This is a genomic window from Pantoea sp. (assembly GCF_039594315.1).
Classification (GTDB): Bacteria; Pseudomonadota; Gammaproteobacteria; order Enterobacterales; family Enterobacteriaceae; genus Pantoea.
On record NZ_JBCNNP010000007.1, the window covers coordinates 25,888 to 50,113 of the forward strand.

Here is a 24,226-nt window from a genome sequence, read left to right on the forward strand (position 1 = left end):
GTTGCGTGAGAGCAGGGTGCAAGCACCCTGCAATGAGAATCAGCTGGCTCTTTTTACCAGCGGCAAATCGAAGGCTTTGCGCAACGCGCGGACAAACGCTTTATCCTGGCAGATGGTTTTGCCCGGACTGTCGGAGAGTTTCGCCACTGGTTTGCCGTTGCAGCTCACCAGTTTAATCACGATATTCAGCGGCGTGACGCCCGGAATATCACAGGTCAGCCTTGTACCGATACCAAACACCACGTTGGCACGTTGACCAAAGTGACGATACAACGCCAGCGCTTTCTCCAGATTGAGGTTATCGGAGAACACCAGCGTTTTGCTTTTCGGATCGATATCCAGACGTTGATAGTGCGCAATGGCTTTTTCACCCCATTCCACTGGGTCGCCCGAATCGTGCCGCAAGCCTTGATAACGATGGGCAAAGCCGGGACCGAAGTCGCGCAAGAACGCATCCATGGTGATGCAATCGGTCAGTGCGATGCCGAGCTGATCATCATATTCATCGAGCCACGATTGCAGCGCGGCACGTTGGCTATTCGCCAGCACCGGACTGATTTGCTGGTGCGCCTGGAACCATTCATGTGCTTGGGTGCCGACCGGATTGAGTTGCAAGCGACGAGCCAGATCGTAGTTGCTGGTGCCCACTAACCATGGGAAGTCGGCTTTCAAGGTGCTGACAATCGCGCCTTGCACCGCTTTGGAATAACGACGGCGCGTACCAAAGTCCATCAGTTGGAAGCGCGACATATCCAAATCGCCCACTTGCTGCTTGAAATCGATCAGCTTGTGCTGCAGATGCGCCACTGCCTGTTCAACACCAAACTCTGGCGTGCGATGGCGATGCACCACTTCGCTGATCAGGGCCAACAGCGGCACTTCCCACAAAATCACTTTGCGCCATGGACCACTGATTTGAATCGACAGGTGGCCATTATTGTTGCGGACATTCACCTGTGAAGGATCGAGGCGGAACTGGCGCAGCCAATCGAGGTAATCGTTATTAAAGAAAGGCAGGCTGCTGAGATAGTGATATTCGTCGTCGCTCAGGGCGAGCGCAGGCAGCGTGTCAATTTGTGCGCGGATCTCATCCGCATAGATACCGAGCAGTTCGTCGCCACGGCAGCGAAATTCCGCCGTAACCGGGACATCATAATAGCGATGGTATACGGCCTGCTGCATATGAAGCTTGTACGCATCGGTATCAAGCAGCGTGGTCAAAATCGGGGAAGCATGTCCAGTCATGGTGCGTTTCAGCATCCTCTTCCGCGGAGCAAAGCCCGGTGTTCAACAAAGTCATAAAGACGCAGGAGTATAAAACAGTAATGACCACGATCACACCATAATTGCGGGTGGCAGGTCGAGGGTCATTTGTGCCATTGTTAATGAATTGTAGCCTTTTGCACCAACGCACGCATTGCACGTGGTAACAAAGGCACAACCCGCTTAGACTTTGACGGGTCAACATATTAACGATGAGAGATGCGAGAAGGACTTATGACGCAACAGCCGCAAATTAAATATCGCCACGATTACCGTGCGCCGGATTACACCATTACTGATATCGATCTGACATTTGATTTGGATGCCGCCGCCACGCGCGTCACTGCGGTGAGTCAGGTGAAGCGGTTGGGTGCAACAGATGCTGAATTGCGTCTGGATGGCGAAGACCTGACGCTGGTGTCGTTGGCGGTGGATGGCAATCCATGGTCGCATTACCGTGAAGAAGAAGGCGCGCTGATCATCAGCCAATTACCCGAAAACTTCACGCTGACCATCATTAACGACATCCACCCAGACAAAAACACCGCGCTGGAAGGCTTGTACCAATCCGGCGAAGCGCTGTGTACCCAATGTGAAGCCGAAGGTTTCCGCCATATTACCTGGTATCTGGATCGTCCCGATGTGCTGGCGCGCTTTACCACCACCATTATTGCTGATGCCGCGCGTTATCCTTACTTGCTGTCGAACGGCAATAAGCTGGAAAGCGGCCGCCATGAAGATGGTCGTCATTGGGTGAAGTGGCAAGATCCATTCCCAAAACCGTGCTACCTGTTTGCGCTGGTGGCCGGTGATTTTGATGTGCTGCGCGACAGTTTCACCACCCGTTCAGGTCGCGATGTGGCGCTGGAAATCTTCGTCGATCGCGGCAATCTGGATCGCGCCGATTGGGCGATGACGTCATTGAAAGCCAGCATGAAGTGGGATGAAGAGCGTTTCAATCTCGAATATGACCTCGATATCTTTATGATCGTCGCGGTAGATTTCTTCAACATGGGCGCGATGGAGAACAAAGGCCTTAACGTCTTTAACTCCAAATATGTGCTAGCGAAAGCGGAAACCGCCACCGACAAAGATTACCTCGGCATTGAAGCGGTGATCGGCCACGAATATTTCCATAACTGGACCGGCAACCGCGTCACTTGCCGCGATTGGTTCCAGCTTAGCCTGAAAGAAGGTTTAACCGTCTTCCGCGATCAGGAGTTCAGCTCGGATCTCGGTTCGCGTGCAGTAAACCGCATTGATAATGTGCGCGTAATGCGTGGCGCGCAATTCGCCGAAGATGCCAGCCCGATGGCGCATCCGATCCGTCCGGATCAGGTGATTGAGATGAACAATTTCTACACCTTAACCGTGTACGAAAAAGGTTCTGAAGTGATCCGCATGATGCACACCTTGCTGGGCGAAGAGAACTTCCAGAAAGGCATGCAATTGTACTTCGAGCGTCATGACGGCAGCGCAGCAACCTGTGACGATTTTGTGCAGGCGATGGAAGATGCGTCTAACGTTGATTTGTCGCAGTTCCGTCGCTGGTACAGCCAGGCGGGCACGCCAATCCTGACGGTGCGCGATGACTACAATCCAGAACTGGAGCAGTATACGCTGCACGTGTCTCAGCGCACACCGGCCACTGCCGAGCAGAAAGAGAAGTTGCCGCTGCATATTCCACTCGATATCGAACTGTACGATAACGAAGGTAAGGTCATTCCGCTGCAACACAACGGCCATCCGGTGCATCATGTGTTGAACGTGACCGAAGAATTCCAGACCTTTATCTTCGATAACGTCTATTTCCAGCCGGTGCCATCGCTGCTGCGTGAATTCTCTGCGCCGGTGAAGCTCGACTATAAATGGAGCGATGCGCAACTGACCTTCCTGATGCGACACGCGCGCAATGATTTCGCGCGTTGGGATGCGGCGCAGAGCTTGCTCGCCACCTATATTCGCTTGAACGTGGCACGCCATCAGCAAGGCCAGCCGCTTTCACTGCCGCTGCATGTAGCCGATGCCTTCCGTGCGGTATTGCTGGATGAGCAGGGCGATCCGGCGCTGAAAGCGTTGATCTTGTCATTGCCGTCAGAAAATGAAATTGCGGAATTGTTCGACGTCATCGATCCGCTGGCGATAGCGGCGGTACGCGACGCGCTGGTACGCACCTTGGCGAACGAACTCAACGATGAGTTCTATGCGCTGTATCTGGCCAACCAAAGCAGCGAATACAAAATCGAGCATGCGGAGATCGGTAAGCGCAGCTTGAAAAACGTCTGCCTCGGTTATCTGGCTTTCGGCGATGCCGCGCAAGCCGACAAACTGGTGCAGGCGCAATATCAGCAAGCGACTAACATGACCGATGCTTTGGCGGCGTTAGCCGCAGCCGTCGCGGCCAATCTGCCGTGCCGTGATGCGCTGTTGGCGGCCTACGATGAACGCTGGCATCAGGATGGTTTGGTAATGGACAAATGGTTTGTGTTGCAAGCCACCAGCCCAGCCGCTGACGTGTTGAGCAACGTGCGCAAACTGCTGAATCACCGTTCGTTCACCATGGGCAATCCGAACCGCATCCGTTCGCTGATTGGCGCGTTTGCTTCTGCTAACCCAGCAGCATTCCACGCCAAAGATGGCAGCGGCTATCAGTTCCTGGTGGAAATGTTGACCGATCTCAACACCCGCAACCCACAAGTGGCGGCGCGCATGATCGAACCGTTAATTCGCTTGAAGCGTTACGATGCAGGACGTCAGGCGTTGATGCGTCAGGCGCTGGAAACCTTGAAAGGGCTGGATAAGCTGTCGGGCGATTTGTACGAGAAGATCACCAAGGCATTGAACGCCTAATAATGAGGCGGCCCAATCGGGCCGCCTCATTATTTAACTCTGCTGCGCAAACTTCAACGGTTGCTCCGTCAAACCGCGCTTCATCACGCGATCCAACACTTCGGCTTCTAATTCCGCCAAACGTGCCGAACCGCGACGGCGCGGGCGTGGCAAATCGACTAGCAAATCCAAACCGATCTGCCCTTCCTCAATCAGCAACACGCGATCGGCAATCGCCACCGCTTCGCTGACATCGTGCGTCACTAACAACACGGTGAAGTTATGTTGCTGCCACAGCGACTCAATCAAGCCCTGCATTTCGATGCGCGTCAATGCATCCAGCGCACCCAGCGGTTCGTCGAGCAGCAATAAACCCGGACGGTGAATCAATGCACGCGCCAGCGCCACACGCTGTTTTTGTCCGCCCGACAACGCTGCTGGCCATTCGTTGGCGCGATCGGCCAAGCCGACGGCTGCCAATGCTTCCAGCGCAGCGGCGCGCCATTCACGGCCTTTCAAACCAAGTCCGACGTTATCAATGACTTTTTTCCACGGCAGCAAACGCGAATCCTGGAACATCAAACGCGTATCTTCGCGCGCTTGCGAAAGCGGGGCGTTTCCGGCTAACAGTTCCCCATGTGTGGTCGATTCCAATCCCGCCAGCAAGCGCAGCAAAGTACTTTTTCCGCAGCCACTGCGACCCACTACTGCCACAAATTGGCCCGAAGGAATGTGCAGATTGATGTTATTGAGGATGGTGCGATCGCCATATTGCTTGGTGACGCTGTTCACGCCAACCGGTGTGCCGCGATTCAGGCGCGCCGGATTCAAAGTTGCGTTGCTCATGCGTTCTCCTTCAATTGGTAAGCCGGATGCCAGCGCAGCCAGACGCGCTCCAGCAGTTGTGCCGCCACGTCAGCCAGTTTTCCGAGCAGGGCATAGAGAATGATGGCGACCACCACCACATCGGTTTGCAAGAATTCACGTGCATTCATCGCCAGATAACCAATGCCGGAGTTGGCCGAAATGGTCTCCGCTACAATTAGCGTCAGCCACATCAGGCCGAGGGCAAAGCGCACGCCGACCATAATTGACGGCAGCGCGCCGGGCAAAATTACCTGAATAAATAAGCTCCAGCCGGATAAACCGTAACTGCGCGCCATCTCAACCAGGCCGCGATCGATGTTGCGAATGCCGTGATAGGTGTTCAGGTAAATCGGGAACAGCGTGCCGAGCGCCACCAGGAAAATCTTGGCGGACTCATCGATGCCAAACCACAGAATAACCAGCGGAATCAGCGCCAGATGCGGCACGTTGCGTAGCATTTGCACCGAGGTGTCCAGCAGACGTTCGCCCACGCGCGAGGTGCCGGTAATCAATCCCAGAATCAAACCAATCGAACCGCCAATCGAGAAACCGATCGCCGCGCGCCAGCCGCTGATCGCCAGGTTTTGCCACAGCTCGCCGCTCACCGTGAGTTTCCAAAAGGTGATCAAGATATTTTCCGGCGACGGCAAGATGCGCGTCGATAACCAACCTACCTGCGATGCCAGTTGCCACACGGCGATCAGCACCACCGGCAGCAGCCACGGCAGCACGGCATTACTCAGTTGCTTTTTAACGTTCGCCATCATCTGCTCCTTAACTCTGCGACACTTTCTGCGGCGTAAAATCATTGGCAACCGCTTCACCGTGCGCTTGCACCACGCGCGGCTTCGGCACTTCAGGAATAGCCAGATCCAGGTGCGGGAACAGCAACTCGCCAACGCGATAAGCTTCTTCCAGATGTGGGTAACCGGAAAGAATGAAGGTTTCGATGCCGAGATCCTGATACTCCTGCATGCGTGCAGCCACGGTTTGGCCATCGCCAACCAGCGCGGTGCCCGCACCGCCACGCACTAAACCAACACCCGCCCACAAATTCGGGCTGATCTCCAGCTTGTCGCGGCGTCCACCGTGCAATGCCGCCATACGTTGTTGACCAACGGAATCGGTGCGCGCAAACGCCGCTTGCGCTTTGGCGATGGTGGCATCATCCAGATGCGCAATCAGGCGATCCGCGGCTTGCCACGCTTCCTCATTGGTTTCCCGCACGATCACATGTAAACGAATACCGAAACGTACCGTGCGGCCTTGTGCCGCGGCTTTGGCGCGTACCTGCTCAATCTTTTCTTTAACCAACGCGGGCGGCTCGCCCCATGTCAGATAAACATCAACTTGTTCAGCCGCCAGATCCTGCGCGGCATCGGATGAACCACCGAACCACAGCGGCGGGCGCGGTTGCTGCACCGGCTTAAACATCAGGCGTGCACCACGTACTTTGACGTGCTTGCCTTCGTAATCCACGGTTTCGCCCTCGGCAACACGACGCCACACGCGGGTGAATTCGGCGGACTCTTCATAGCGCTCGCGGTGATCGAGGAACACGCCGTCACCAGCCAACTCCTCGGGATCGCCGCCGGTCACCAAATTAAACAGCGCGCGGCCATTCGACAGGCGATCCAGCGTGGCTGCCTGACGTGCGGCTTGCGTCGGCGAAATCACCCCCGGACGGAGCGCCACCAGGAAACGCAGACGCTGGGTGACCGGAATCAATGACGCCGCTACCAGCCACGCATCTTCACAGGATCGGCCAGTAGGAATCAGTACGCCGCCAAAGCCAAGGCGATCTGCCGCCTGCGCAATCTGTTGCAGGTAACCATGATCCACCGGGCGCGCACCTTCTGCGGTGCCAAGATAGTGACCATCGCCGTGCGTCGGGAGAAACCAAAATACGGATACGCTCATGATTGAATTCCTTATGGCTGCGCCGATTGTGGATGCCAGATGCGGTCAGCAATGGTGACTTTCACCGGCATCAAATGGTTGGCATAAAACAGATCGGCGGTTTGCTGTTGGGCCTGCGCGGTATGGGCGCTGACCGGCGTAATGGTGGTAGGTGGACGATGGTCGAGATAGCTGGCAATCACCGGTTTCGGCAAGCCCATCGCCTGCGCCAGTAAATCGATGCTTTGATCGCGCTGGCTGCGCGTCAGGGCATCGGCATCGCTGAATCCCTGCAAAACCTGCTGCACGAAAGCACCGTTGGCTTCGGTATATTTGCGCGTGGCTAAATAGAAAGAACCGGTTTGATTGAGTTTGCTGCCATCCACCAATACGCGCACGTTGCCTTGCAACAGCGCGGCGGAGTAGTAGGGATCCCATATCGCCCACGCATCGACATCGCCTTGCTGGAAGGCTGCGCGGGCATCGGCTGGCGTTAAATAGGTTGGCTGGATATCTTTGAAACTTAGCCCAGCTTGTTCCAGCGCGCGCAACAGCAAGTTGTGTGAGCTGGAGCCTTTCTGGAACGCCACTTTATGGCCTTTCAAGTCGGCCACGCTGTGAATCGGGCTATCTTTTGGTACCAGAATCACTTCGGCCTGCGGTTTCGGCGGCTCTGAACCGACATACAGCAGATCGGCGCCCGCCGCTTGCGCAAACAGCGGAGGAATATCGCCGGTGCTGCCCAAATCAATGCTATCCACGTTCAAGGCTTCAAGCATTTGCGGCCCGGCCGGGAATTCCACCCACTTAATTTGCGTGTGCGGAAAACGTTGTTCCAGCAACTTGTGCGATTTTGCCAGCACCATGCTGACCGAACCTTTCTGGTAACCAATGCGTAACTGCTGTGGCGCATCAACCGCCTGAGCGCTGAGGGCAAACAGGGTCAGCAATAGGCCTGTAAACATCCTTTTCATTTTTCTTCCTTTATACCGCTTGTGCGTAACGTGGCTGGCGACGATGCAGCGCGTGCCAGAAAGTATCCAGCGCGTCATCAATGCGTTCGGCTAACAACGCATCAAGCTGCGGCTGGCGATCGTAATCGGTGATTTGCCCGTCGGTGGCGAACACGCCATGCAGCACTTCCTGCGCCTTAAGTGCGTTGAGCACCGGCTTAAGGGCGTAATCCACCGCCAACAGATGTGAAGCGCTGCCGCCGCTGGCTAATGGCAAAACCACTTTGTGTTCCAGCGCGCGTTCGGGTAGCAAATCGAGCAAAGTTTTCAGTGCGCCTGAAAAGGAGGCTTTGTAGATTGGTGTGGCGACAATCACGCCATCGGCCTGTAATAGATCGGCTTTGAGCGCCGCCAGTGCCGGAGAATCAAAGCGCGCATACAGCAAATCTTCCGGCTGAAAGTTATGAATATTCCACGGAATGACTTCGACACCGCGTGCTTCCAGCGCCTGTTGGCAGAGGCTCAGTAACGCCGTTGAGCGCGAAGGGAAGCGAGGGCTGCCCGCCAGCGTAATAACCCGCATAGTCACTCCTTATAACTGAAAGTTATTGATTATCTGATATTCAGAACTGATGAGGTCAATACTGGCAGAGCAGGCTGCGAGGCTTAAATGATTTATCTGGTAATCCTAAGTCGAAAAGCGGGATAACTCTGGACATATAAAGGAAGGTGAAAAACGAAGCGCCGCCGCGCTTAGGTTTAATCTGAAAAGCGTGGTGATCGGGCGCGCATTATATTAATACACGCCACCCGCGTTGCGCGATTAATGGTTAAAGCAATTTAAGCATGCGAAAAATAGAGGCGTAAATGTGGAAACAGTTACACACAGACTGACGAAAACTTGCCTGAAAATCACTTTTCCTCTGATAACGATAGAGAAAACGGCGACTTTCATATTTATTCTGTTTAATGAGAATCGGAATATCCGCAGGGGGATTTTGATTAACTCCAGCAATGATTGGATTTTAAATGGGCGAATTGATGTCTAAACGCGAGTAAAGGTTAAAAACATCGCGAGTAAAATTATATGCAGTTACATCTGCGTTAACTTAACACCGATTAATTTTGTGCTTAGTACAGCGCGCCTGAACAATTAACCTGTTAATTATTGCCAATGGGCGAATCGCTATTGGAATTAAAACTCGGAGGCTGTTTATAATCGGTTGAGCTAATTTCCGCTAGAACTCGATAACGACATTTCGCTTATTAATTTACGTCCACCTTTTGTGGCGTGCCTGCCGTTATGGCAATCCAAATTATTCTTAGGGAGATGAATATGGAAAGAACATCATACGCGCACAATTTAACGCCGCAGCAGGCGGCGCCTGCCACGCTTAACCGGGTTAATGCGTCCAGCAACGTGGATGAAGAATTGGTGTGTTATTGGCTGCAAACCGACGCGGCGGGTAGCCAGTTTACCGCTTCATTATTGCCCACTTTCCCGCACAGCACGCCATCCGAAGATGATTTCCTGCTGTTTAGCGCCGAGCGCGGCGCACTGCCAGCCAGCTTGCTACAGGATGTGGCCAAGCTCAGCGATCAGCGCCCGGAGCTGAATTGCTTCATTATTTCGCTGACCAAACGCGAACTGGTTAACGGGTTACACTCCTCAACACAACTGTTCCAGCAGCTGCATGAACGTCGTTGGTGGCAACAGGGCGGCTTTGCGGTGATTTTGCGTGCTGGGCTGGCAAGGATGGGCGCGCCGTTGAGCAAAATCCAGGATGTGATGCTGGCGGGATTACTCCACACACAAACATCTTGGGTATTGGATTACGCCAGTGAATCGTCGTTATCGATCAACGCGCAAGACGTTCAGCCTTTCTCTTATCAGCAATTTATTACTGATTATGAAAAACTCACCCGCTTGTCACACTTTATTCCCGAAAGAAATCGTTATCGCGAAAGTTATTTGCGCAGCGGTTTATTGCAATTAGTCCAGCAGGAGCTGAAGAGTTCTGCCAAATTCTCAGATAATGTCCGGCATGCATTAACTTACTTTGCGGAAAACTTCGCGGCGCAAGGTGTAATGGAAAAACTTATGTTGAAACAGCCTGACATCTATTTCGCTATTATGAAAATGAGAAAAAAACGCAGCGCTTAGCACCAAACTTAATTTTAAGAATAACTCCGGTGTGCGGGTGCAGGCTTTTATGTCACGCTTATGGCCACTGAGATAAATACCCAGATGCCAAAACACCTATGTCTATAAAACGTAACGCGATTGCCAACTACGTTGGCCAGATCTATCTGACGCTGTCAGGTATTTTGGTTGTACCACTTTATATTCAACACTTAGGTATGGAAGCCTACGGTTTAGTGGGCTTCTTTTCGATCTTATTAACCTGGCTGCAATTACTTGATGCCGGTGTTTCGACTACGTTAATGCGCGAAGCGGCGCGTTATCGGGCCAACCAGGCGGAATTTGTCTGGTTCCCGGCGCTGTTTGCCACGCTGACCAAATTCTTCCTGTTCTCCACGATTGTGCTGGTGGTATTGGGCTGGCTGGCGACGCCGTGGATTGCGACCCATTGGCTGGATGCGCGCCATCTGCCTGCGGGCGATGTGGTGATTGCCGTGGCGATCATGGTGATTACGGCGGCAATCCGCTGGCGAACCAGCCCGTATCGCAGCGTGATTGTTGGTTTCGAACACCAGGTTTGGCTGAATGGCGTTAACCTGGTGATCACCACCTTGCGTACCTTTGGCGCGGTGTTAGTGATTCAATTCTTCTCCAATCCGGTGCTGGCCTTCTTTATCTGGCAACTGTTGGTGTCGATTGCCGAAGCGGCCTGCTGCATCTACAAATCCTGCCAACTGATCCCCAAAGCGGCGCGCAAAGAGAAGCGCAGCGATTTAAAGGATGTGCTGAAACCCTTTATTCGTTTTGCTCTGAGCGCAGCATTCTCCAGTGCGGTGTGGACCTTTATTTCACAAATCGACCGCCTTGTGCTGTCGAAAACCTTGCCGCTGAGTGAATACGGTTCCTTTACCGTGGTCGCTACTGCGGCGACCGGCATTTTGCTGCTCAGCAGCCCGATTATGCAGGCGATTGTGCCACGCATGACCGGCATGAAAACGCGCAAAGAGGGCGATGCCGAATCGCTGAAACTCTATCGCTACACCACGCAAGCCGTGGCGATCTTTATGGCACCGCTCAGCATCACCATCGCCTGCTATGCCGGTCCGTTGCTGTGGGCGTGGACGCAGAAAACGCAGATTGTTGATGAGATGTCATTTGTCCTCAGCTTGTATGCGCTGGGCAGTGGCATTCAGGCGATTTGTGGCTTGCTGTATCACCTGCAATACATCAACGGCAACCTCAAGCTGCACATGAAAGGCTTCACCTGCTTTGCGGTGCTGCTGGTGCCGCTGAATATCTGGTGCGCGATTCATTACGGCGCATTGGGTACCGGCTGGCTGTGGCTGGGACAAAACATCTTCTATCTGGTGGGTTGGGCATGGCTGGTGCACCGCCGCTTTGCGCCGGGCATCCATTTCACCTGGTTAACCCGCGACGTGATGTTGATCTGGGCGGTATCGGCTGCGGTGGCTTGGTTGAGTACCTTGTTACCGATCGAGTGGAATCAAAACCGCTGGATCAACTTGCTGTGGTTGGGCTTGATCGGCGCGTTCAACCTTGGCGTGTGCTGCCTGTTGCACAGCGTGGTGTTGAAGCGTCTGAGAATTCCGTTATTCAACGTTGAGGAAAGAGGATGAGCATGACAACGACTCACCGTATCCCTTCGGTTTCGGTTATTGTGCCGAACTGGAACTGCGCACCGTGGCTGGCAGAAGCGATGGGTTCATTGCTGCGCCAGTCCTCGCCGCCGGAACAGATTATTGTTATCGACGATGGCTCCAGTGATAACAGCGTGGCGTGGCTGACAGAATTTGCCGCAAAACACCCGCAGGTCATTTTGCTGAGCGGTGAACGCGGCGGTGTTAGCGCCGCGCGTATGAAAGGGTTGTCAGTGGCAACCGGCGATTTCGTCTACTTTATGGATGCCGACGATTTCGTCTCAACCGAGTTGTTCGCCGATTTCCGCCGCGTGCAGGCGCGCCATGAAGACATCGATTTGTTCTGCTTTGGCGCCAAGATGTTTTTCGATCTGCCCGCCGCGCAGCGCCATTATCAAACCATTCATCAACGTCATGTCAGCGGATTATTGCCCGGCGGCAGCACCAGCTTACGCACCTTGATGCAGCAGCAATCGGCGCACCGCGTGGTGTGGAGCAGCATTATTTCACGCCGCTTGATCGATCAGCTGGCGCTGCAATTCCTGCCGATTCAAAACCATGAAGATGCGCCCTATATGTTCGCGCTCTATTTGCAGGCGCGGAACATTTACTGCACCAGCCAAAGCTATTACTACAAACGCTTTATGCTGACCTCGTTGTCACAGAGCACGCGCGATTTTTCCTATGTGAAGAACTACTTTATCGCGCGCGCCAGCAGCGAGCAGTTCATGCGCGATCATCAACTGCCGTTGGATGAGGCGCTGCTGGATAGCTATTACCAAACGGTGATGCACAGCTGCTTGTCGCAAATCCGCAAACATCACATGGTGATCCCGGCGGAGTGGCAGCCGCAGGTCAATCAACTGGTACGCAATTCGTTGCAGCACAGCGCGCGCATGAAACTGATGTGGTATTGCCCCTCTATCTATATGGGTCTGCAAGCCTGCCGCGAACAGCTGGGGCGCTATTCCGCCCGACGCTGATACCGATCAAATTGTCATGCAGTAGAACAATTTACTTTTGCGCCAGAGCGCCTTACCATTCTGGCGCACAAATTCCCGTGCACCCCGACTTCCCTGGTTTTCGTCTTTGAGGAGAGTGCATGTTATATCCTATCGTCCGGCCGGCGCTGTTTAAGCTTGATCCTGAGCGTGCGCACGAACTCACCTTTCAACAACTGCGTTTTATCAGCGGCACGCCGCTGGAAGGGCTGATTCGCCAGTCGCTGCCATCCCGTCCGGTTACCTGTATGGGATTAACCTTCCCGAACGCACTCGGCCTCGCTGCCGGTCTCGATAAGAATGCAGAATGCATTGATGCCTTTGGCGCGATGGGCTTTGGTTTTGTCGAAGTCGGCACCGTAACGCCGCTGGCGCAGCCGGGTAATGATAAGCCGCGCATGTTCCGCTTGATTCCCGCCGAAGGGATTATTAACCGCATGGGCTTTAATAATCACGGCGTCGATCATTTGATCGAGAACGTCAAAAAGTCGCGCTTTAAAGGCATCCTCGGTATCAATATTGGTAAAAATAAAGATACGCCGGTGGAGAAAGGTAAAGATGATTATCTGATCTGCATGGAAAAGGTGTATGCCCACGCCGGTTATATCGCCATCAATATTTCCTCGCCAAACACGCCTGGATTACGCACCTTGCAATACGGTGAAGCGCTCGACGATCTTCTTTCCGCGATCAAATTAAAACAAAAAGAGCTGCAAGAACGGCACCTTAAATATGTGCCAGTGGCAGTGAAGATCGCGCCGGATCTTTCTGAAGAAGAATTGATTCAGGTAGCCGACAGTTTGATCCGTCATAATATTGATGGTGTGATCGCCACCAATACCACGCTCGATCGTTCGCTGGTCAGCGGGCTGAAATATGCCGAAGAAACCGGCGGTTTAAGTGGCCGCCCAGTGCAATCACGCAGTACCGAAGTGATTCGCCGTATGGCGCAAGAGCTGCAGGGCCGCGTGCCGATTATTGGTGTCGGTGGTATTGATTCATTAGTCGCAGCACGGGAAAAAATCGCCGCCGGTGCAACATTAGTGCAGATATACTCCGGATTTATTTATAAAGGCCCGGGTTTAATTAAAGATATCGTGACTCACCTCTAAGACATTTCTCACTTTACTGCGCCGAGGGGTTTATTTATCCCTTCGGCTCGTTTATATTTTGTCCTGCTGGTGTATTTTTCAGCTTTTTCTCAGATTTAGTATTTTAAATTAAGCGCCATTTAGCGCAGCGATAAACCACAGGGCAGATCATGAAAATCAAACCTGATGACAATTGGCGTTGGTATTTCGACGCAGAGCATGACCGCATGATGCTGGATTTAGCCGACGGTATGTTATTTCGCTCGCGCTTCTCGCGCAAAATGCTTACGCCCGATGCATTTAATGTCAGCGGTTTTTGCGTTGATGACGCGGCGCTTTATTTTACCTTTGAAGAACGTTGCCGCCAGAGTGGATTAAAAGGCGATCAGCGTGCCGAATTAGTTTTAAATGCGCTGGTAGCCAGCCGTTTCCTCAAACCGTTAATGCCAAAAAGCTGGCACTTCACCAATCACGATCACAGCTGGCAACCGGCTGCGGGCGATATGGTGGCGGTAACGCTGGCGGATAATGGCGAACAAGCGCAGTTATTGGTGGTGGAAAGCGGTGAAAATGCGGCGCTGTGTTTATTAGCGCAGAACGCATTAACCGTCGCCGGAAAAGGCATGCAGTTGGGTGATGCGATTAAGATCATGAACGATCGTCTGCGTCCTCAGCAGCAAGAAAATACCGCCCACTTCGCGCGAGCGGTATAAAGCGGTTTACGCCAGTTCGATATCGCCAGCCGGAATACAGCTGCAACTCAAAATCGTGCCATCGGCGCGTACTGCGCTTTGCTTCAACGCTTTTACTTCACCCGCAACCAGTTTTACTTTGCAACTGCCACAAAGCCCTGCGCGACAGGAATAAGGAATGCGGAATCCTTGCATCTCCAACTGTTCCAGTAGCACTTGCTGATTATCACCGCTAAAAGCCGAACCTTGATATTCAATCGTGACTTCGCTGTGGCAGCCGGCAGCCGGCGCTAAGGTTTCCACTACGGCACCCGCACTGTAAGCGCGCGGCGTTTGTTTCTCCAATATCGTTACTGTATCGCCAACGCGAATAATGCCGCTGTTCAGCGCGATTAAATTCAGGCCGAAATCGATATCGCCGCTGTCATCCTGCGCGCTGCGGAAACCTTGCAAAGTCGCTAGCGGTTCTCCTTCGGGATGTTTGCGACCGCTTTCTGTGCCAACGGTGGTGAATACACAGCGGCTGCACGGTTTTGGCATCTCGAATACGATCTCGCCAATTTGCAGCTTTTTCCAGCTGTCTTCTTCCCACGGGGCCGCACCGCTCACCACTAAGTTGGGACGGAACTGTTCAACGCGCACACTGGCTGGGCAGCGCTGTTGCAAATCCTGCAACGACGCCATGTTGACTAGCAGATAGGGGAAACCATCGGCGAAGCTCAGTGGCACATGTTCAAAACGCTTAACACGGCGCGTGGGCTCCACGCCGGTCCAGCGTAATTGCACCGGGCGCGGAAAGAATCCGCTTAGCCAGCTGTTGATCTCTTCCGGCGCGATGCGCGCAGTGAAATGGTTGCCCCACACTACCGTTGGCGCCTGTTCCGCGGTGAAATCCGCAAAGCGGATCAACGCCTGTGAGCCATCCGGCGCTTGTAAAAACAGACCATCCGGCAGCAGCGCCGGGGTGAAACGCACCATTTCCGGATATTGCCGCGCGGTAATAAAAGTACCGTCAGGTTCGGTGACCATAAAGATGCGGTCAAAGCCTAAACCGCTCTCCAGCACCTGCGCATGGGAAAGCTGTAAGCCGCGCATGGATTTGACGGGATGAATATAAAGGCGAGATAGCGTAATCATCACCACTCCGGAATTAAGGTCATGAGTTTAAAAGAAGCTAACTTTATGACATAGGACGCTGATTCGCTATAATGCGCAGCAATTTAAGCAAGAGTTAAAAGTGACGATATGAATTCTCTGTTTGCCAGTACGGCGCGTGGGCTCGAAGAGCTGTTGAAAAGTGAGCTAGACGCGCTGGGTGCGCAGGATTTGCAGGTGGTGCAGGGCGGCGTCCACTTCAAGGCCGACGACCGTGTCATGTACCAAAGCCTGCTGTGGAGCCGTTTGGCTTCGCGCATTTTGCTGCCGCTGGGAGAATTTGGCGTCTGGAGCGATCTCGATCTCTACGTGGGTGCGCAAAGTATTCCGTGGACCGAGATGTTCGACAGCAATACCAGTTTTGCCATCCATTTCAGCGGCACCAATGAAGTGATCCGTAATAGCCAGTTCGGTGCGCTGCGTATTAAAGACGCCATCGTCGATAGCTTCACGCGCCAGAATCTCGAGCGTCCAAGTGTCGATCGCGAGCAGCCGGGCATTCGTATCAACGCGTGGCTGAATAAAGATCGCGTCAGCATCGCGCTGGATCTGAGCGGTGATTCGCTGCATCAGCGCGGTTACCGCCAGCAAACCGGTGCTGCGCCGTTAAAAGAAACTCTGGCGGCGGCGATTGTGATGCGTTCTGGCTGGCAGAGCAGCACGCCGCTGGTCGATCCGATGTGTGGTTCCGGTACGCTGCTGCTGGAAGCGGCATTGATCGCGTGCGATCGCGCACCAGGCTTATTGCGCACCCATTGGGGCTTCAATCGCTGGAAAAAACACAATCAGGCGGTGTGGCAAGAGGTGCATGGCGAAGCGAAAGAGCGCGCGCGCGTCGGCACGGCTGCTGCGACTGCACGTTTCTACGGCTATGATAATGACAGCCGTGTGTTGGAATCGGCGCGAGGCAATGCGCGTCGCGCCGGCGTGTTTGAGCTGTTCACCTTCAATCAGCAGGATGTGATTAAGCTGAAGAATCCGCTGGCAGGTCAGGACGTGACCGGCACGGTGCTGAGCAACCCGCCGTATGGTGAGCGTCTGGAAAGCGAACCGGCGTTGATCGCGCTGCACAGCCAGCTTGGTCGCATCATGAAGCAGAATTTTGGCGGCTGGAATCTGTCGCTATTTAGTGCCTCACCAGAATTGTTGAGCTGTCTGCAACTGCGTGCCGATCGCCAGTTCAAAGCCAAAAACGGCCCGCTGGAGTGCGTACAGAAGAACTACCAACTGGCGGCGACCAGCGGTGAAGGCGGTGCACAAATCGCCGAAGATTTTGCTAACCGTCTGCGCAAGAACCTGAAGAAGCTGGATAAATGGGCACGTCAGTCAAACATCGAATGTTATCGCCTGTATGATGCCGATCTGCCGGAATACAACGTGGCGGTCGATCGCTACGGTGATTGGGTAGTGATTCAGGAATATGCACCGCCAAAAACCGTTGATGCTAACAAAGCACGTCAACGTCTGTTTGATGTGATCAGCGCGACGCTGAGCGTGTTAGAGATCCCCGCGAATCGTTTGGTGATGAAAACCCGTGAACGTCAGAAAGGCAAAAGTCAGTATCAAAAGTTGGGCGAGAAGGGTGATTTCTTCGAAGTGCAGGAGTTTGATGCAAGACTGCTGGTGAATCTCACCGATTATCTGGATACTGGCCTGTTCCTCGATCACCGTATCGCGCGGCAGATGCTCGGCAAAATGAGTGCTGGTAAAGACTTCCTGAATTTATTTGCCTATACCGGCACCGCCAGCGTGCACGCCGGTTTGGGTGGCGCAAAAACCACCACTACCGTGGATATGTCGCGCACCTATCTGGAGTGGGCCGAGCGTAACCTGCGCCTGAATGGCTTAACCGGCCGTAATCATCGCCTGATGCACGCCGATTGCCTGAGCTGGTTACGTGAGAGCGACGAGCAGTTCGATTTGATCTTTATCGATCCGCCGACTTTCTCCAACTCCAAGCGCATGGAAGACGATTTCGACGTGCAGCGCGACCATATGATGCTGATGCAGAATCTGAAACGTCTGCTGCGTCGCGGTGGCACCATTATGTTCTCCAACAACAAGCGCGGCTTCAAAATGGATCTCGACGGTTTAGAACGTCTGGGTCTGCAAGCGCAAGAAATTACGCAAAAAACCCTGTCGCAGGATTTCGCGCGCAACCGTCAAATTCACAACTGCTGGCTGGTTAGCCACGCCGGTAAGGAATAAGTTTTATGTCACTGATCAGTATCCATGGCGCTTACCTCTCATTCAGCGATGCGCCGCTGTTGGATAACACCGAACTGCATATCGAAGAAGGCGAGCGCGTTTGTCTGGTAGGCCGTAACGGCGCCGGTAAATCGACGCTGATGAAAATCATTAATGGCGAGCAACCGCTGGATGATGGCCGCATTATTTATGAGCAGGATTTGGTGGTGGCGCGTCTGCAACAAGATCCGCCGCGTAATATTACTGGATCCGTTTATGACTTCGTCGCCGAAGGCGTGGCGGAACAAGCTGAGCATCTCAAGGCGTATCACGCCATCTCACATTTAGTGATGGAAGATCCGAGCGAGAAAAACCTCAATGAGATGGGCCGTCTGCAAACCATTCTCGATCACCAGAATCTGTGGCAGCTGGATAGCCGCATCAATGACGTGTTGCAGCAGATCGGTCTGGAAGCGGACACCGAGCTGTCATCCCTTTCCGGCGGCTGGCTGCGTAAAGCGGCACTCGGCCGCGCGTTGGTCAGCAATCCACGCGTATTGATGCTCGACGAACCGACCAACCACCTCGATATCGAAACTATCGACTGGCTGGAAACGTTCCTCAAAACCTTTACCGGCAGCATTGTCTTCATCTCGCATGACCGTTCCTTCATCCGCAACATGGCTACGCGTATTGTCGATCTCGATCGCGGCAAGCTGGTTTCCTGGCCGGGCAATTACGATCTATTCCTGACCGGCAAAGAAGAAGCGCTGCGTGTCGAAGAGATGCAAAACGCGGAGTTCGATCGCAAGCTGGCTCAGGAAGAAGTGTGGATCCGCCAAGGCATCAAAGCGCGTCGTACGCGTAACGAAGGTCGTGTGCGTGCCTTGAAAGCCTTGCGTAACGAGCGTTCTGCGCGCCGTGAAGTGATGGGCAAAGCTAACATGCAGGTCGGCGAAGCGGCGCGTTCAGGCAAAATCGTATTTGAAATGGAAGACGTTAACTACAGTGTGGGCGGCAAAACCCTGGTAAAAGACTTCTCCACTCAAGTGCAACGCGGCGACAAAATCGCCCTGATCGGCCCGAACGGCTGTGGTAAAACCACCTTGCTGCGCTTGATGCTCGATCAATTGAAAGCTGACAGTGGCCGCGTGCATTGCGGTACCAAGCTGGAAATCGCTTACTTCGATCAGCATCGCGCTGAATTGGATCCGGATCGTACCGTGATGGATAACCTCGCCGAAGGTAAACAGGAAGTGATGGTTAACGGTAAACCGCGTCATGTGCTCGGCTATCTGCAAGACTTCCTGTTCCATCCAAAGCGCGCCATGACACCGGTACGTGCGTTGTCGGGTGGTGAGCGTAACCGCCTGCTGCTGGCGCGTCTGTTCCTTAAGCCAAGCAACCTGCTGATTCTCGATGAACCGACCAACGACCTCGATGTGGAAACACTAGAGTTGCTGGAAGAGCTGGTGGACGGTTATCAGGGCACCGTGATGTTGGTGAGCCACGATCGTCAATTCGTCGACAATACCGTGACTGAATGCTGGATCTTTGAAGGCAATGGCGAGATTGGCACCTTTGTCGGTGGCTATCACGATGCGCAGCAGCAGCGCGCGGCTTATAAGCTGGTGAAATCCTCGCAGACTAAAGCCGCTGCACCGGTAAAAGCGGCCGACAAAAGTGAAGCCGCCAAACGTCCAGCCAACAAGCTAAGCTATAACCTGGCACGTGAACTGGAGCAGCTGCCGCAAAAGCTGGAACAGTTGGAAACGCGTATCAGTGAGTTGCAGGCGCAAATGAGCCATCCAGATTTCTTCAGCCAGCCGCACGATAAAACCCAGCCAGTACTGGATGCGTTAGCGCAGACCGAACAGGAGCTGGAAGTGGCCTTTGAACGCTGGGAAGAGCTGGAAGCGCTTAAAAATGGCGCGTAAGCGCAAGGAGTAAAAATGTGTGCAGCGGATCAGGCGCACCAGTGGAGTCTCTGTCCACAGTGTGATTTAACAGTAAAGCTGCCCGCTGTACCGGTTGGCAGCCGCGCGCGTTGCCCGCGTTGCCACACCACATTGCTGGCTAATTGGCAGGAGCCGCGTCGTCGTCCGACCGGCTACGCCATTTCGGCGCTGTTTATGCTGGTGCTGGCCAATCTGTTTCCTTTCATCAATATGCACGTCGCGGGATTGAGCAGCCAGATCTCGCTGCTCGAAATCCCGCAGGTGATGGATCGCGAAGATTATCGCAGCCTGGCGACGTTGTTCCTGCTGTTTGTGCAGGGCATTCCGGCCTTCTGCATGATCACCATTATCTTGCTGGTCAATAATGTGCGCATGCCACATTGCTTGCGGATGGTTTTGGCGCGCATTCTTTTCCAGTTACGCAGTTGGGGCATGGCCGAAATCTTTATGGCCGGCGTGCTGGTCAGCTTCGTGAAGTTAATGGCGTATGGCGAGATAGGCCTTGGCAGCAGTTTCTGGCCGTGGTGTTTGTTCTGCGTGCTGCATCTGCGTGCGTTTCAATGTGTCGATCGTCGCTGGGTGTGGCAACGCATCGATCCTGCGCCGCCGCTGCCGAAGGTGCCGTTGGCTGGCGTGAGCGGATTAAAGCAAGGCTTGCGCAGCTGCCCTTGCTGTACCGCGATTTTGCCTGCCGACCAGCATGCTTGTCCACGTTGTGGGGTGAAGGCACTTCCTCGCCGTAAGCAGAGTTTGCAATGGACGCTGGCGCTGTTGGTCACTTCGGTGATGCTCTACATCCCCTCCAATATCATGCCGATCATGATCACCGAAACGTTGGGATCGCAATATCCTTCCAACATCATGGCGGGGGTGATTTTACTGTGGAGCGACGGTTCGTGGCCGGTGGCGCTGGTGATTTTCATCGCCAGCATTATGGTGCCTTCGCTGAAAATGCTGGCGATTGCCTGGCTGTGCTGGCACGGCAGCGGGCGCGGGCGGCGTGATGATGAGAAAATGCACCTGGTGTATGAGGTGGTTGAATTCGTTGGCCGCTGGTCAATGATTGATGTGTTTGTAATCGCCGTCCTCTCTGCGCTGGTGCGCATGGGAAGGCTGATGAGTGTTTATCCTGCGCCGGGTGCGCTGCTGTTTGCCATGGTCGTAATTCTGACGATGTTTGCAGCAATGACCTTTGATCCGCGCCTGCTGTGGGATAGACAACGGAAAACTGAACGTAAGGAGTCGCGTCTTGACGGACAACCATCACGAGACTGCTAAGGTCGACCAGATTAAACGCTGGTCGCCGGTGTGGATTGTACCTATCGTCACGCTGTTAATCGGCGGATGGATTCTTTTTTATCACTTCAGCCATCAAGGGCCGGAAGTGACGCTGATTACCGAAAACGCGGAAGGTATCGAAGCCGGTAAAACCACCATTAAAAGCCGCAGCGTTAACGTTGGCGTGGTGGAAAGCGCGGTGCTGACAGACGATCTGCATCATGTCGAGATTAAAGCGCGCCTCAACTCCGGCATGGAAAAGCTGTTGCAAGGCGACAGCGCATTCTGGGTAGTGAAACCGCAGATTGGCCGTGAAGGCGTATCGGGTTTAGGAACGCTGCTTTCCGGTGCCTACATTGAGTTGCAGCCCGGCAGCAAAGGTGACATGCCGGAGCATTATCAGCTGCTCGATGCGCCGCCGCTGGCGCCACCTGATGCTAAAGGTATCCGCATCGTGCTTGACAGTAAAAAAGCCGGCCAGCTTAATCCGGGCGATCCGGTGCTGTTCCGTGGCTATCGCGTAGGCTCAGTGGAAACCAGCACTTTTGATACCGATAAACGCATGATGGCGTATCAACTGTTTATCTCCGCGCCCTACGATCGCTTAATCACCACCAACGTGCGCTTCTGGAAGGACAGCGGCATTGCGGTAGATATGTCGGCATCGGGCATGCGCGTGGAGATGGGGTCGCTCACCACGCTGTTCAGCGGTGGCGTCAGCTTTGATGTGCCAGACGGCGGTGAACTGGGCCAGGTTGCACAGAACAAAGCCGAATACCATTTGTTTGACGATCAGCGCAGCATTCAGGATTCGCTGTATACCAATCACACCGATTTCCTGCTGTTCTTCACTGATTCGATTCGTGGCTTGCAGGTGGGTGCGCCGGTTGAGTTCCGTGGTATTCGCTTGGGTACGGTATCGCAAGTGCCGTATATGATTCCGGGCGTGAACCAGGCGCTGAACAACGATTATCGCGTGCCGGTACTGATCCGCATCGAACCTGATCGCTTTGTGAATCGTTTGGGCGGTGATTTCAATCTTGAGCAGCATCTGCAGGAAGGCAAGAAACGCGGTCTGCGCGCGACGCTGAAAACCGGCAACTTGCTGTCCGGTGCGCTGTTTATCGATCTCGATTTCTATGACAACGCTGCCGCTTATAAAGGCCCGAATGAAGTCGCTGGTTTGGAAGTGATCCCAACCGTCAGCGGTGGATTGGCGCAGATTCAGCAGAAACTAATGGCAGCGCTGGATAAGATCAACGGCTTGCCACTCAATCCAGTATTGAACGAAGCGACAGGCACCTTGAAAGAGAGCCAGCGTACGCTGCAGCAGTTGCAGAAAACGCTGGATAACCTCAATCACATTACCGCTAATCCAGCGATGAAAACGCTGCCGGAAGATATGCAGCAAACCTTGCGCGAACTGAATCGCAGCATGAAAGGATTGCAGCCGGGATCACCTGCTTATAGCAAGCTGGTGGGAGATATGCAGCGGCTTGATCAGGTGCTGCGTGAGTTGCAGCCGGTGTTGAAAACGCTCAATACCAAAAGTAATGCGCTAGTGTTTGAAGCCAAACCGGGCCAGGATCCACAGCCAAAGAGGGCGAAACAGTGAAAAAAGGGCTGATGATGGGAGCGTTGCTGCTACTAGCGGGTTGCAGCAGCACCATTGAAAACACCTATTACCAGCTGCCTGCGGGCAGCAATGTGGCGCGCGTTGATAGCGCCACCAGCGGTAATCAACCGATGATCTGGGTTGAGCAGGTTACGGTGCCGGATTACATGGCGGGCAATGGCTTGGTTTATCAAACCAGCGATGTGAAGTATGTGATTGCGGCGAATAATCTGTGGGCCAGCCCGTTGGATCAGCAGTTACAACAAACGTTGATCACCAATCTCAGTAAAGCATTGCCGGGTCGGTTGGTAGCGGGTTCCCCATTGGGTGAAACGCACGATACCCTGTCAGTAAACGTGACGGGTTTCCAGGGACGTTATGATGGTCAAGTGGTGGTGAGCGGTGAATGGTTGTTGCAGCATCAAGGCCGCCTTATCAAACATGGCTTTAATCTGACGCTGCCACAAACCGAAGATGGCTACGATGCGTTGGTACGCACTCTGGCTTTGGGTTGGCAGCAAACGGCGCAACAAATCGCAAATAGTGTGGTTTCGCTAAATTAAGAATTGTTCGATGCTTATGATAAGTCCTTGATTTGCTGTAGTGTGATCGCAGTCAAATCAGGGGCTTTTTTTATTGGCGAATCAGCCAGATATACAGTTAATTGACAATTTTAAATGTCATTTTGACGTCAAAAACATGACATTGGCGTGAAATTTGCGCATTGACCTTTATGCCGAGGAGGGTTAGAACATTACTGTGGTTGAACATTATATCGCCACTCTTTCTTTCCACCCAGATTCCACCAGACCTGAAATGAGGGAAATGAGGCATGAAGAGACAGAAAAGAGACCGCCTGGAACGTGCACATTCACGAGGCTATCAAGCCGGTATTACGGGGCGCTCAAAAGAGATATGCCCTTATCAAATGATCGATGCGCGGTCTTACTGGTTGGGAGGTTGGCGTCAAGCCATGGAGGACAGGTCAGCGGTGGCCTAGCACTGCTGGATGTCAAATCGATAAGGAAGAAACCTCCGCTGCGTGCGGAGGTTTTCGTTTTAGCGGATTAGAAAGCTGAAGTGTCTTTAAATAGACCCACTTTCAAATCGGTCGCCGAGTAAATCAAGTTGCCGTCAACGAACACTTCACCATCTGCCACGCCCATAACCAGTTTACGGTTGATGACACGCTTGAAGTGAATCTTGTAAGTCACTTTCTTGGCAGTTGGCAGCACCTGACCGGTGAATTTCACTTCACCCACGCCCAATGCACGGCCTTTGCCTTCTGCGCCCAACCAGCCGAGGTAGAAACCGACTAATTGCCACATGGCATCAAGACCAAGGCAGCCCGGCATCACCGGATCGCCAATAAAGTGGCAGTCAAAGAACCACAGGTCAGGACGGATATCCAGTTCGGCTTCAACAAAACCTTTATCGAATTTACCGCCGTCCTCAGTCATTTTGACTACGCGGTCCATCATCAACATGTTGTTCGATGGAAGCGGCGGTCCATTTTCGCCAAACAGTTCGCCGCGACCTGAGGCAACCAGGTCTTCTTTGCTATAGGATTCGCGTTTATCTACCATGTTTTTAATATGCCTTCTTTTAGTGAAGCCCGAATATTAGCGAACAGTTGT

Annotated in this window: 20 protein-coding genes; 12 read left to right on the forward strand and 8 right to left on the reverse strand. The window is 53.5% G+C overall.

Annotated elements, in window-relative coordinates; all coding sequences use genetic code 11:
• Window positions 1-39: 39 nt before the first annotated feature.
• A complete protein-coding gene (gene pncB, locus ABDW13_RS06995; protein WP_343551900.1) occupies window positions 40-1,245 on the reverse strand; it encodes a nicotinate phosphoribosyltransferase in 1,206 nt (401 codons plus the stop codon).
• A 252-nt stretch (window positions 1,246-1,497) separates the two neighbouring features.
• Between pncB and pepN the strand changes: the two genes are divergently transcribed.
• Complete coding sequence (gene pepN, locus ABDW13_RS07000; RefSeq protein ID WP_343551770.1) at window positions 1,498-4,113, forward strand: aminopeptidase N; 2,616 nt, start codon at window positions 1,498-1,500, stop codon at window positions 4,111-4,113.
• Window positions 4,114-4,146: 33 nt separating this feature from the next.
• On the opposite strand, the gene ssuB is transcribed toward pepN, so the two are convergent.
• Genes ssuB through ssuE form a run of 5 tightly spaced genes read right to left on the reverse strand, consistent with a single transcriptional unit; the run spans window position 4,147 to window position 8,394 of the window.
• Window positions 4,147-4,938, reverse strand: coding sequence for an aliphatic sulfonates ABC transporter ATP-binding protein (gene ssuB, locus ABDW13_RS07005; RefSeq protein WP_343551771.1), 792 nt, complete (start codon window positions 4,936-4,938; stop codon window positions 4,147-4,149).
• On the reverse strand, window positions 4,935-5,723 hold the full coding sequence (gene ssuC, locus ABDW13_RS07010) for an aliphatic sulfonate ABC transporter permease SsuC (protein ID WP_343551772.1): 789 nt from the start codon (window positions 5,721-5,723) through the stop codon (window positions 4,935-4,937). Before ssuC ends, ssuB begins: the two co-directional genes overlap by 4 nt.
• Window positions 5,724-5,733: 10 nt before the next feature.
• Window positions 5,734-6,879: an FMNH2-dependent alkanesulfonate monooxygenase gene (gene ssuD / locus ABDW13_RS07015; RefSeq protein WP_343551773.1), complete on the reverse strand. Its 1,146-nt coding sequence runs from the start codon at window positions 6,877-6,879 to the stop codon at window positions 5,734-5,736.
• 11 nt (window positions 6,880-6,890) lie between these two features.
• Window positions 6,891-7,832, reverse strand: a complete 942-nt coding sequence (locus ABDW13_RS07020) for a sulfonate ABC transporter substrate-binding protein (RefSeq protein ID WP_343551774.1) — start codon at window positions 7,830-7,832, stop codon at window positions 6,891-6,893.
• 10 nt (window positions 7,833-7,842) lie between these two features.
• Window positions 7,843-8,394: an NADPH-dependent FMN reductase gene (ssuE, locus tag ABDW13_RS07025; RefSeq protein ID WP_343551775.1), complete on the reverse strand. Its 552-nt coding sequence runs from the start codon at window positions 8,392-8,394 to the stop codon at window positions 7,843-7,845.
• Between the two features lie 753 nt (window positions 8,395-9,147).
• On the opposite strand from ssuE, the gene ABDW13_RS07030 reads away from it, so the two are divergent.
• From ABDW13_RS07030 to ABDW13_RS07050, 5 genes are all read left to right on the forward strand, one after another.
• Entirely contained in the window at window positions 9,148-9,975 is an 828-nt protein-coding gene (locus ABDW13_RS07030) for a hypothetical protein (RefSeq protein WP_343551776.1), read from the forward strand.
• Between the two features lie 98 nt (window positions 9,976-10,073).
• Entirely contained in the window at window positions 10,074-11,591 is a 1,518-nt protein-coding gene (locus ABDW13_RS07035) for an oligosaccharide flippase family protein (RefSeq protein ID WP_343551777.1), read from the forward strand.
• 2 nt (window positions 11,592-11,593) lie between these two features.
• On the forward strand, window positions 11,594-12,595 hold the full coding sequence (locus ABDW13_RS07040; RefSeq protein WP_343551778.1) for a glycosyltransferase: 1,002 nt from the start codon (window positions 11,594-11,596) through the stop codon (window positions 12,593-12,595).
• 119 nt (window positions 12,596-12,714) lie between these two features.
• Window positions 12,715-13,725 carry a quinone-dependent dihydroorotate dehydrogenase gene (gene pyrD, locus ABDW13_RS07045; protein ID WP_343551779.1) on the forward strand — a complete coding sequence of 337 codons (1,011 nt, stop codon included), beginning with the start codon at window positions 12,715-12,717 and terminating at the stop codon, window positions 13,723-13,725.
• Between the two features lie 149 nt (window positions 13,726-13,874).
• Window positions 13,875-14,417 carry a cell division protein ZapC gene (locus ABDW13_RS07050; RefSeq protein WP_343551780.1) on the forward strand — a complete coding sequence of 181 codons (543 nt, stop codon included), beginning with the start codon at window positions 13,875-13,877 and terminating at the stop codon, window positions 14,415-14,417.
• A 6-nt stretch (window positions 14,418-14,423) separates the two neighbouring features.
• Here ABDW13_RS07050 and ABDW13_RS07055 read toward each other — a convergent pair whose 3' ends face one another.
• The gene (locus tag ABDW13_RS07055; protein WP_343551782.1) at window positions 14,424-15,533 is read right to left on the reverse strand and encodes an MOSC N-terminal beta barrel domain-containing protein; all 1,110 of its coding nucleotides are present in this window, start codon (window positions 15,531-15,533) and stop codon (window positions 14,424-14,426) included.
• Window positions 15,534-15,641: 108 nt separating this feature from the next.
• Between ABDW13_RS07055 and rlmKL the strand changes: the two genes are divergently transcribed.
• The 6 genes from rlmKL (at window position 15,642) to rmf (ending at window position 23,589) form a co-directional block, all read left to right on the forward strand.
• Window positions 15,642-17,759: a bifunctional 23S rRNA (guanine(2069)-N(7))-methyltransferase RlmK/23S rRNA (guanine(2445)-N(2))-methyltransferase RlmL gene (rlmKL, locus tag ABDW13_RS07060; protein WP_343551783.1), complete on the forward strand. Its 2,118-nt coding sequence runs from the start codon at window positions 15,642-15,644 to the stop codon at window positions 17,757-17,759.
• A gap of 5 nt (window positions 17,760-17,764) precedes the next feature.
• A complete protein-coding gene (locus ABDW13_RS07065; protein ID WP_343551785.1) occupies window positions 17,765-19,675 on the forward strand; it encodes an ABC transporter ATP-binding protein in 1,911 nt (636 codons plus the stop codon).
• A gap of 15 nt (window positions 19,676-19,690) precedes the next feature.
• A complete protein-coding gene (gene pqiA, locus ABDW13_RS07070; RefSeq protein WP_343551786.1) occupies window positions 19,691-20,974 on the forward strand; it encodes a membrane integrity-associated transporter subunit PqiA in 1,284 nt (427 codons plus the stop codon).
• Entirely contained in the window at window positions 20,946-22,589 is a 1,644-nt protein-coding gene (pqiB, locus tag ABDW13_RS07075; RefSeq protein WP_343551788.1) for an intermembrane transport protein PqiB, read from the forward strand. The genes pqiA and pqiB overlap by 29 nt, the downstream gene beginning before the upstream one ends.
• Window positions 22,586-23,152, forward strand: coding sequence for a membrane integrity-associated transporter subunit PqiC (gene pqiC, locus ABDW13_RS07080; protein WP_343551789.1), 567 nt, complete (start codon window positions 22,586-22,588; stop codon window positions 23,150-23,152). Before pqiB ends, pqiC begins: the two co-directional genes overlap by 4 nt.
• A 269-nt stretch (window positions 23,153-23,421) precedes the next feature.
• Entirely contained in the window at window positions 23,422-23,589 is a 168-nt protein-coding gene (gene rmf / locus ABDW13_RS07085) for a ribosome modulation factor (RefSeq protein WP_007887362.1), read from the forward strand.
• Between the two features lie 67 nt (window positions 23,590-23,656).
• On the opposite strand, the gene fabA is transcribed toward rmf, so the two are convergent.
• Window positions 23,657-24,175, reverse strand: a complete 519-nt coding sequence (gene fabA / locus ABDW13_RS07090) for a bifunctional 3-hydroxydecanoyl-ACP dehydratase/trans-2-decenoyl-ACP isomerase (RefSeq protein WP_007887361.1) — start codon at window positions 24,173-24,175, stop codon at window positions 23,657-23,659.
• Between the last annotated feature and the right edge of the window lie 51 nt (window positions 24,176-24,226).

Bases quoted from the DNA above. Each gene is read 5' to 3' on its own strand.
- pncB (WP_343551900.1), bottom strand. From the start codon at position 1,245: ATGACTGGACATGCTTCCCCGATTTTGACCACGCTGCTTGATACCGAT.
- pepN (WP_343551770.1), top strand. From the start codon at position 1,498: ATGACGCAACAGCCGCAAATTAAATATCGCCACGATTACCGTGCGCCG.
- ssuB (WP_343551771.1), bottom strand. From the start codon at position 4,938: ATGAGCAACGCAACTTTGAATCCGGCGCGCCTGAATCGCGGCACACCG.
- ssuC (WP_343551772.1), bottom strand. From the start codon at position 5,723: ATGGCGAACGTTAAAAAGCAACTGAGTAATGCCGTGCTGCCGTGGCTG.
- ssuD (WP_343551773.1), bottom strand. From the start codon at position 6,879: ATGAGCGTATCCGTATTTTGGTTTCTCCCGACGCACGGCGATGGTCAC.
- ABDW13_RS07020 (WP_343551774.1), bottom strand. From the start codon at position 7,832: ATGAAAAGGATGTTTACAGGCCTATTGCTGACCCTGTTTGCCCTCAGC.
- ssuE (WP_343551775.1), bottom strand. From the start codon at position 8,394: ATGCGGGTTATTACGCTGGCGGGCAGCCCTCGCTTCCCTTCGCGCTCA.
- ABDW13_RS07030 (WP_343551776.1), top strand. From the start codon at position 9,148: ATGGAAAGAACATCATACGCGCACAATTTAACGCCGCAGCAGGCGGCG.
- ABDW13_RS07035 (WP_343551777.1), top strand. From the start codon at position 10,074: ATGTCTATAAAACGTAACGCGATTGCCAACTACGTTGGCCAGATCTAT.
- ABDW13_RS07040 (WP_343551778.1), top strand. From the start codon at position 11,594: ATGACAACGACTCACCGTATCCCTTCGGTTTCGGTTATTGTGCCGAAC.
- pyrD (WP_343551779.1), top strand. From the start codon at position 12,715: ATGTTATATCCTATCGTCCGGCCGGCGCTGTTTAAGCTTGATCCTGAG.
- ABDW13_RS07050 (WP_343551780.1), top strand. From the start codon at position 13,875: ATGAAAATCAAACCTGATGACAATTGGCGTTGGTATTTCGACGCAGAG.
- ABDW13_RS07055 (WP_343551782.1), bottom strand. From the start codon at position 15,533: ATGATTACGCTATCTCGCCTTTATATTCATCCCGTCAAATCCATGCGC.
- rlmKL (WP_343551783.1), top strand. From the start codon at position 15,642: ATGAATTCTCTGTTTGCCAGTACGGCGCGTGGGCTCGAAGAGCTGTTG.
- ABDW13_RS07065 (WP_343551785.1), top strand. From the start codon at position 17,765: ATGTCACTGATCAGTATCCATGGCGCTTACCTCTCATTCAGCGATGCG.
- pqiA (WP_343551786.1), top strand. From the start codon at position 19,691: ATGTGTGCAGCGGATCAGGCGCACCAGTGGAGTCTCTGTCCACAGTGT.
- rmf (WP_007887362.1), top strand. From the start codon at position 23,422: ATGAAGAGACAGAAAAGAGACCGCCTGGAACGTGCACATTCACGAGGC.
- fabA (WP_007887361.1), bottom strand. From the start codon at position 24,175: ATGGTAGATAAACGCGAATCCTATAGCAAAGAAGACCTGGTTGCCTCA.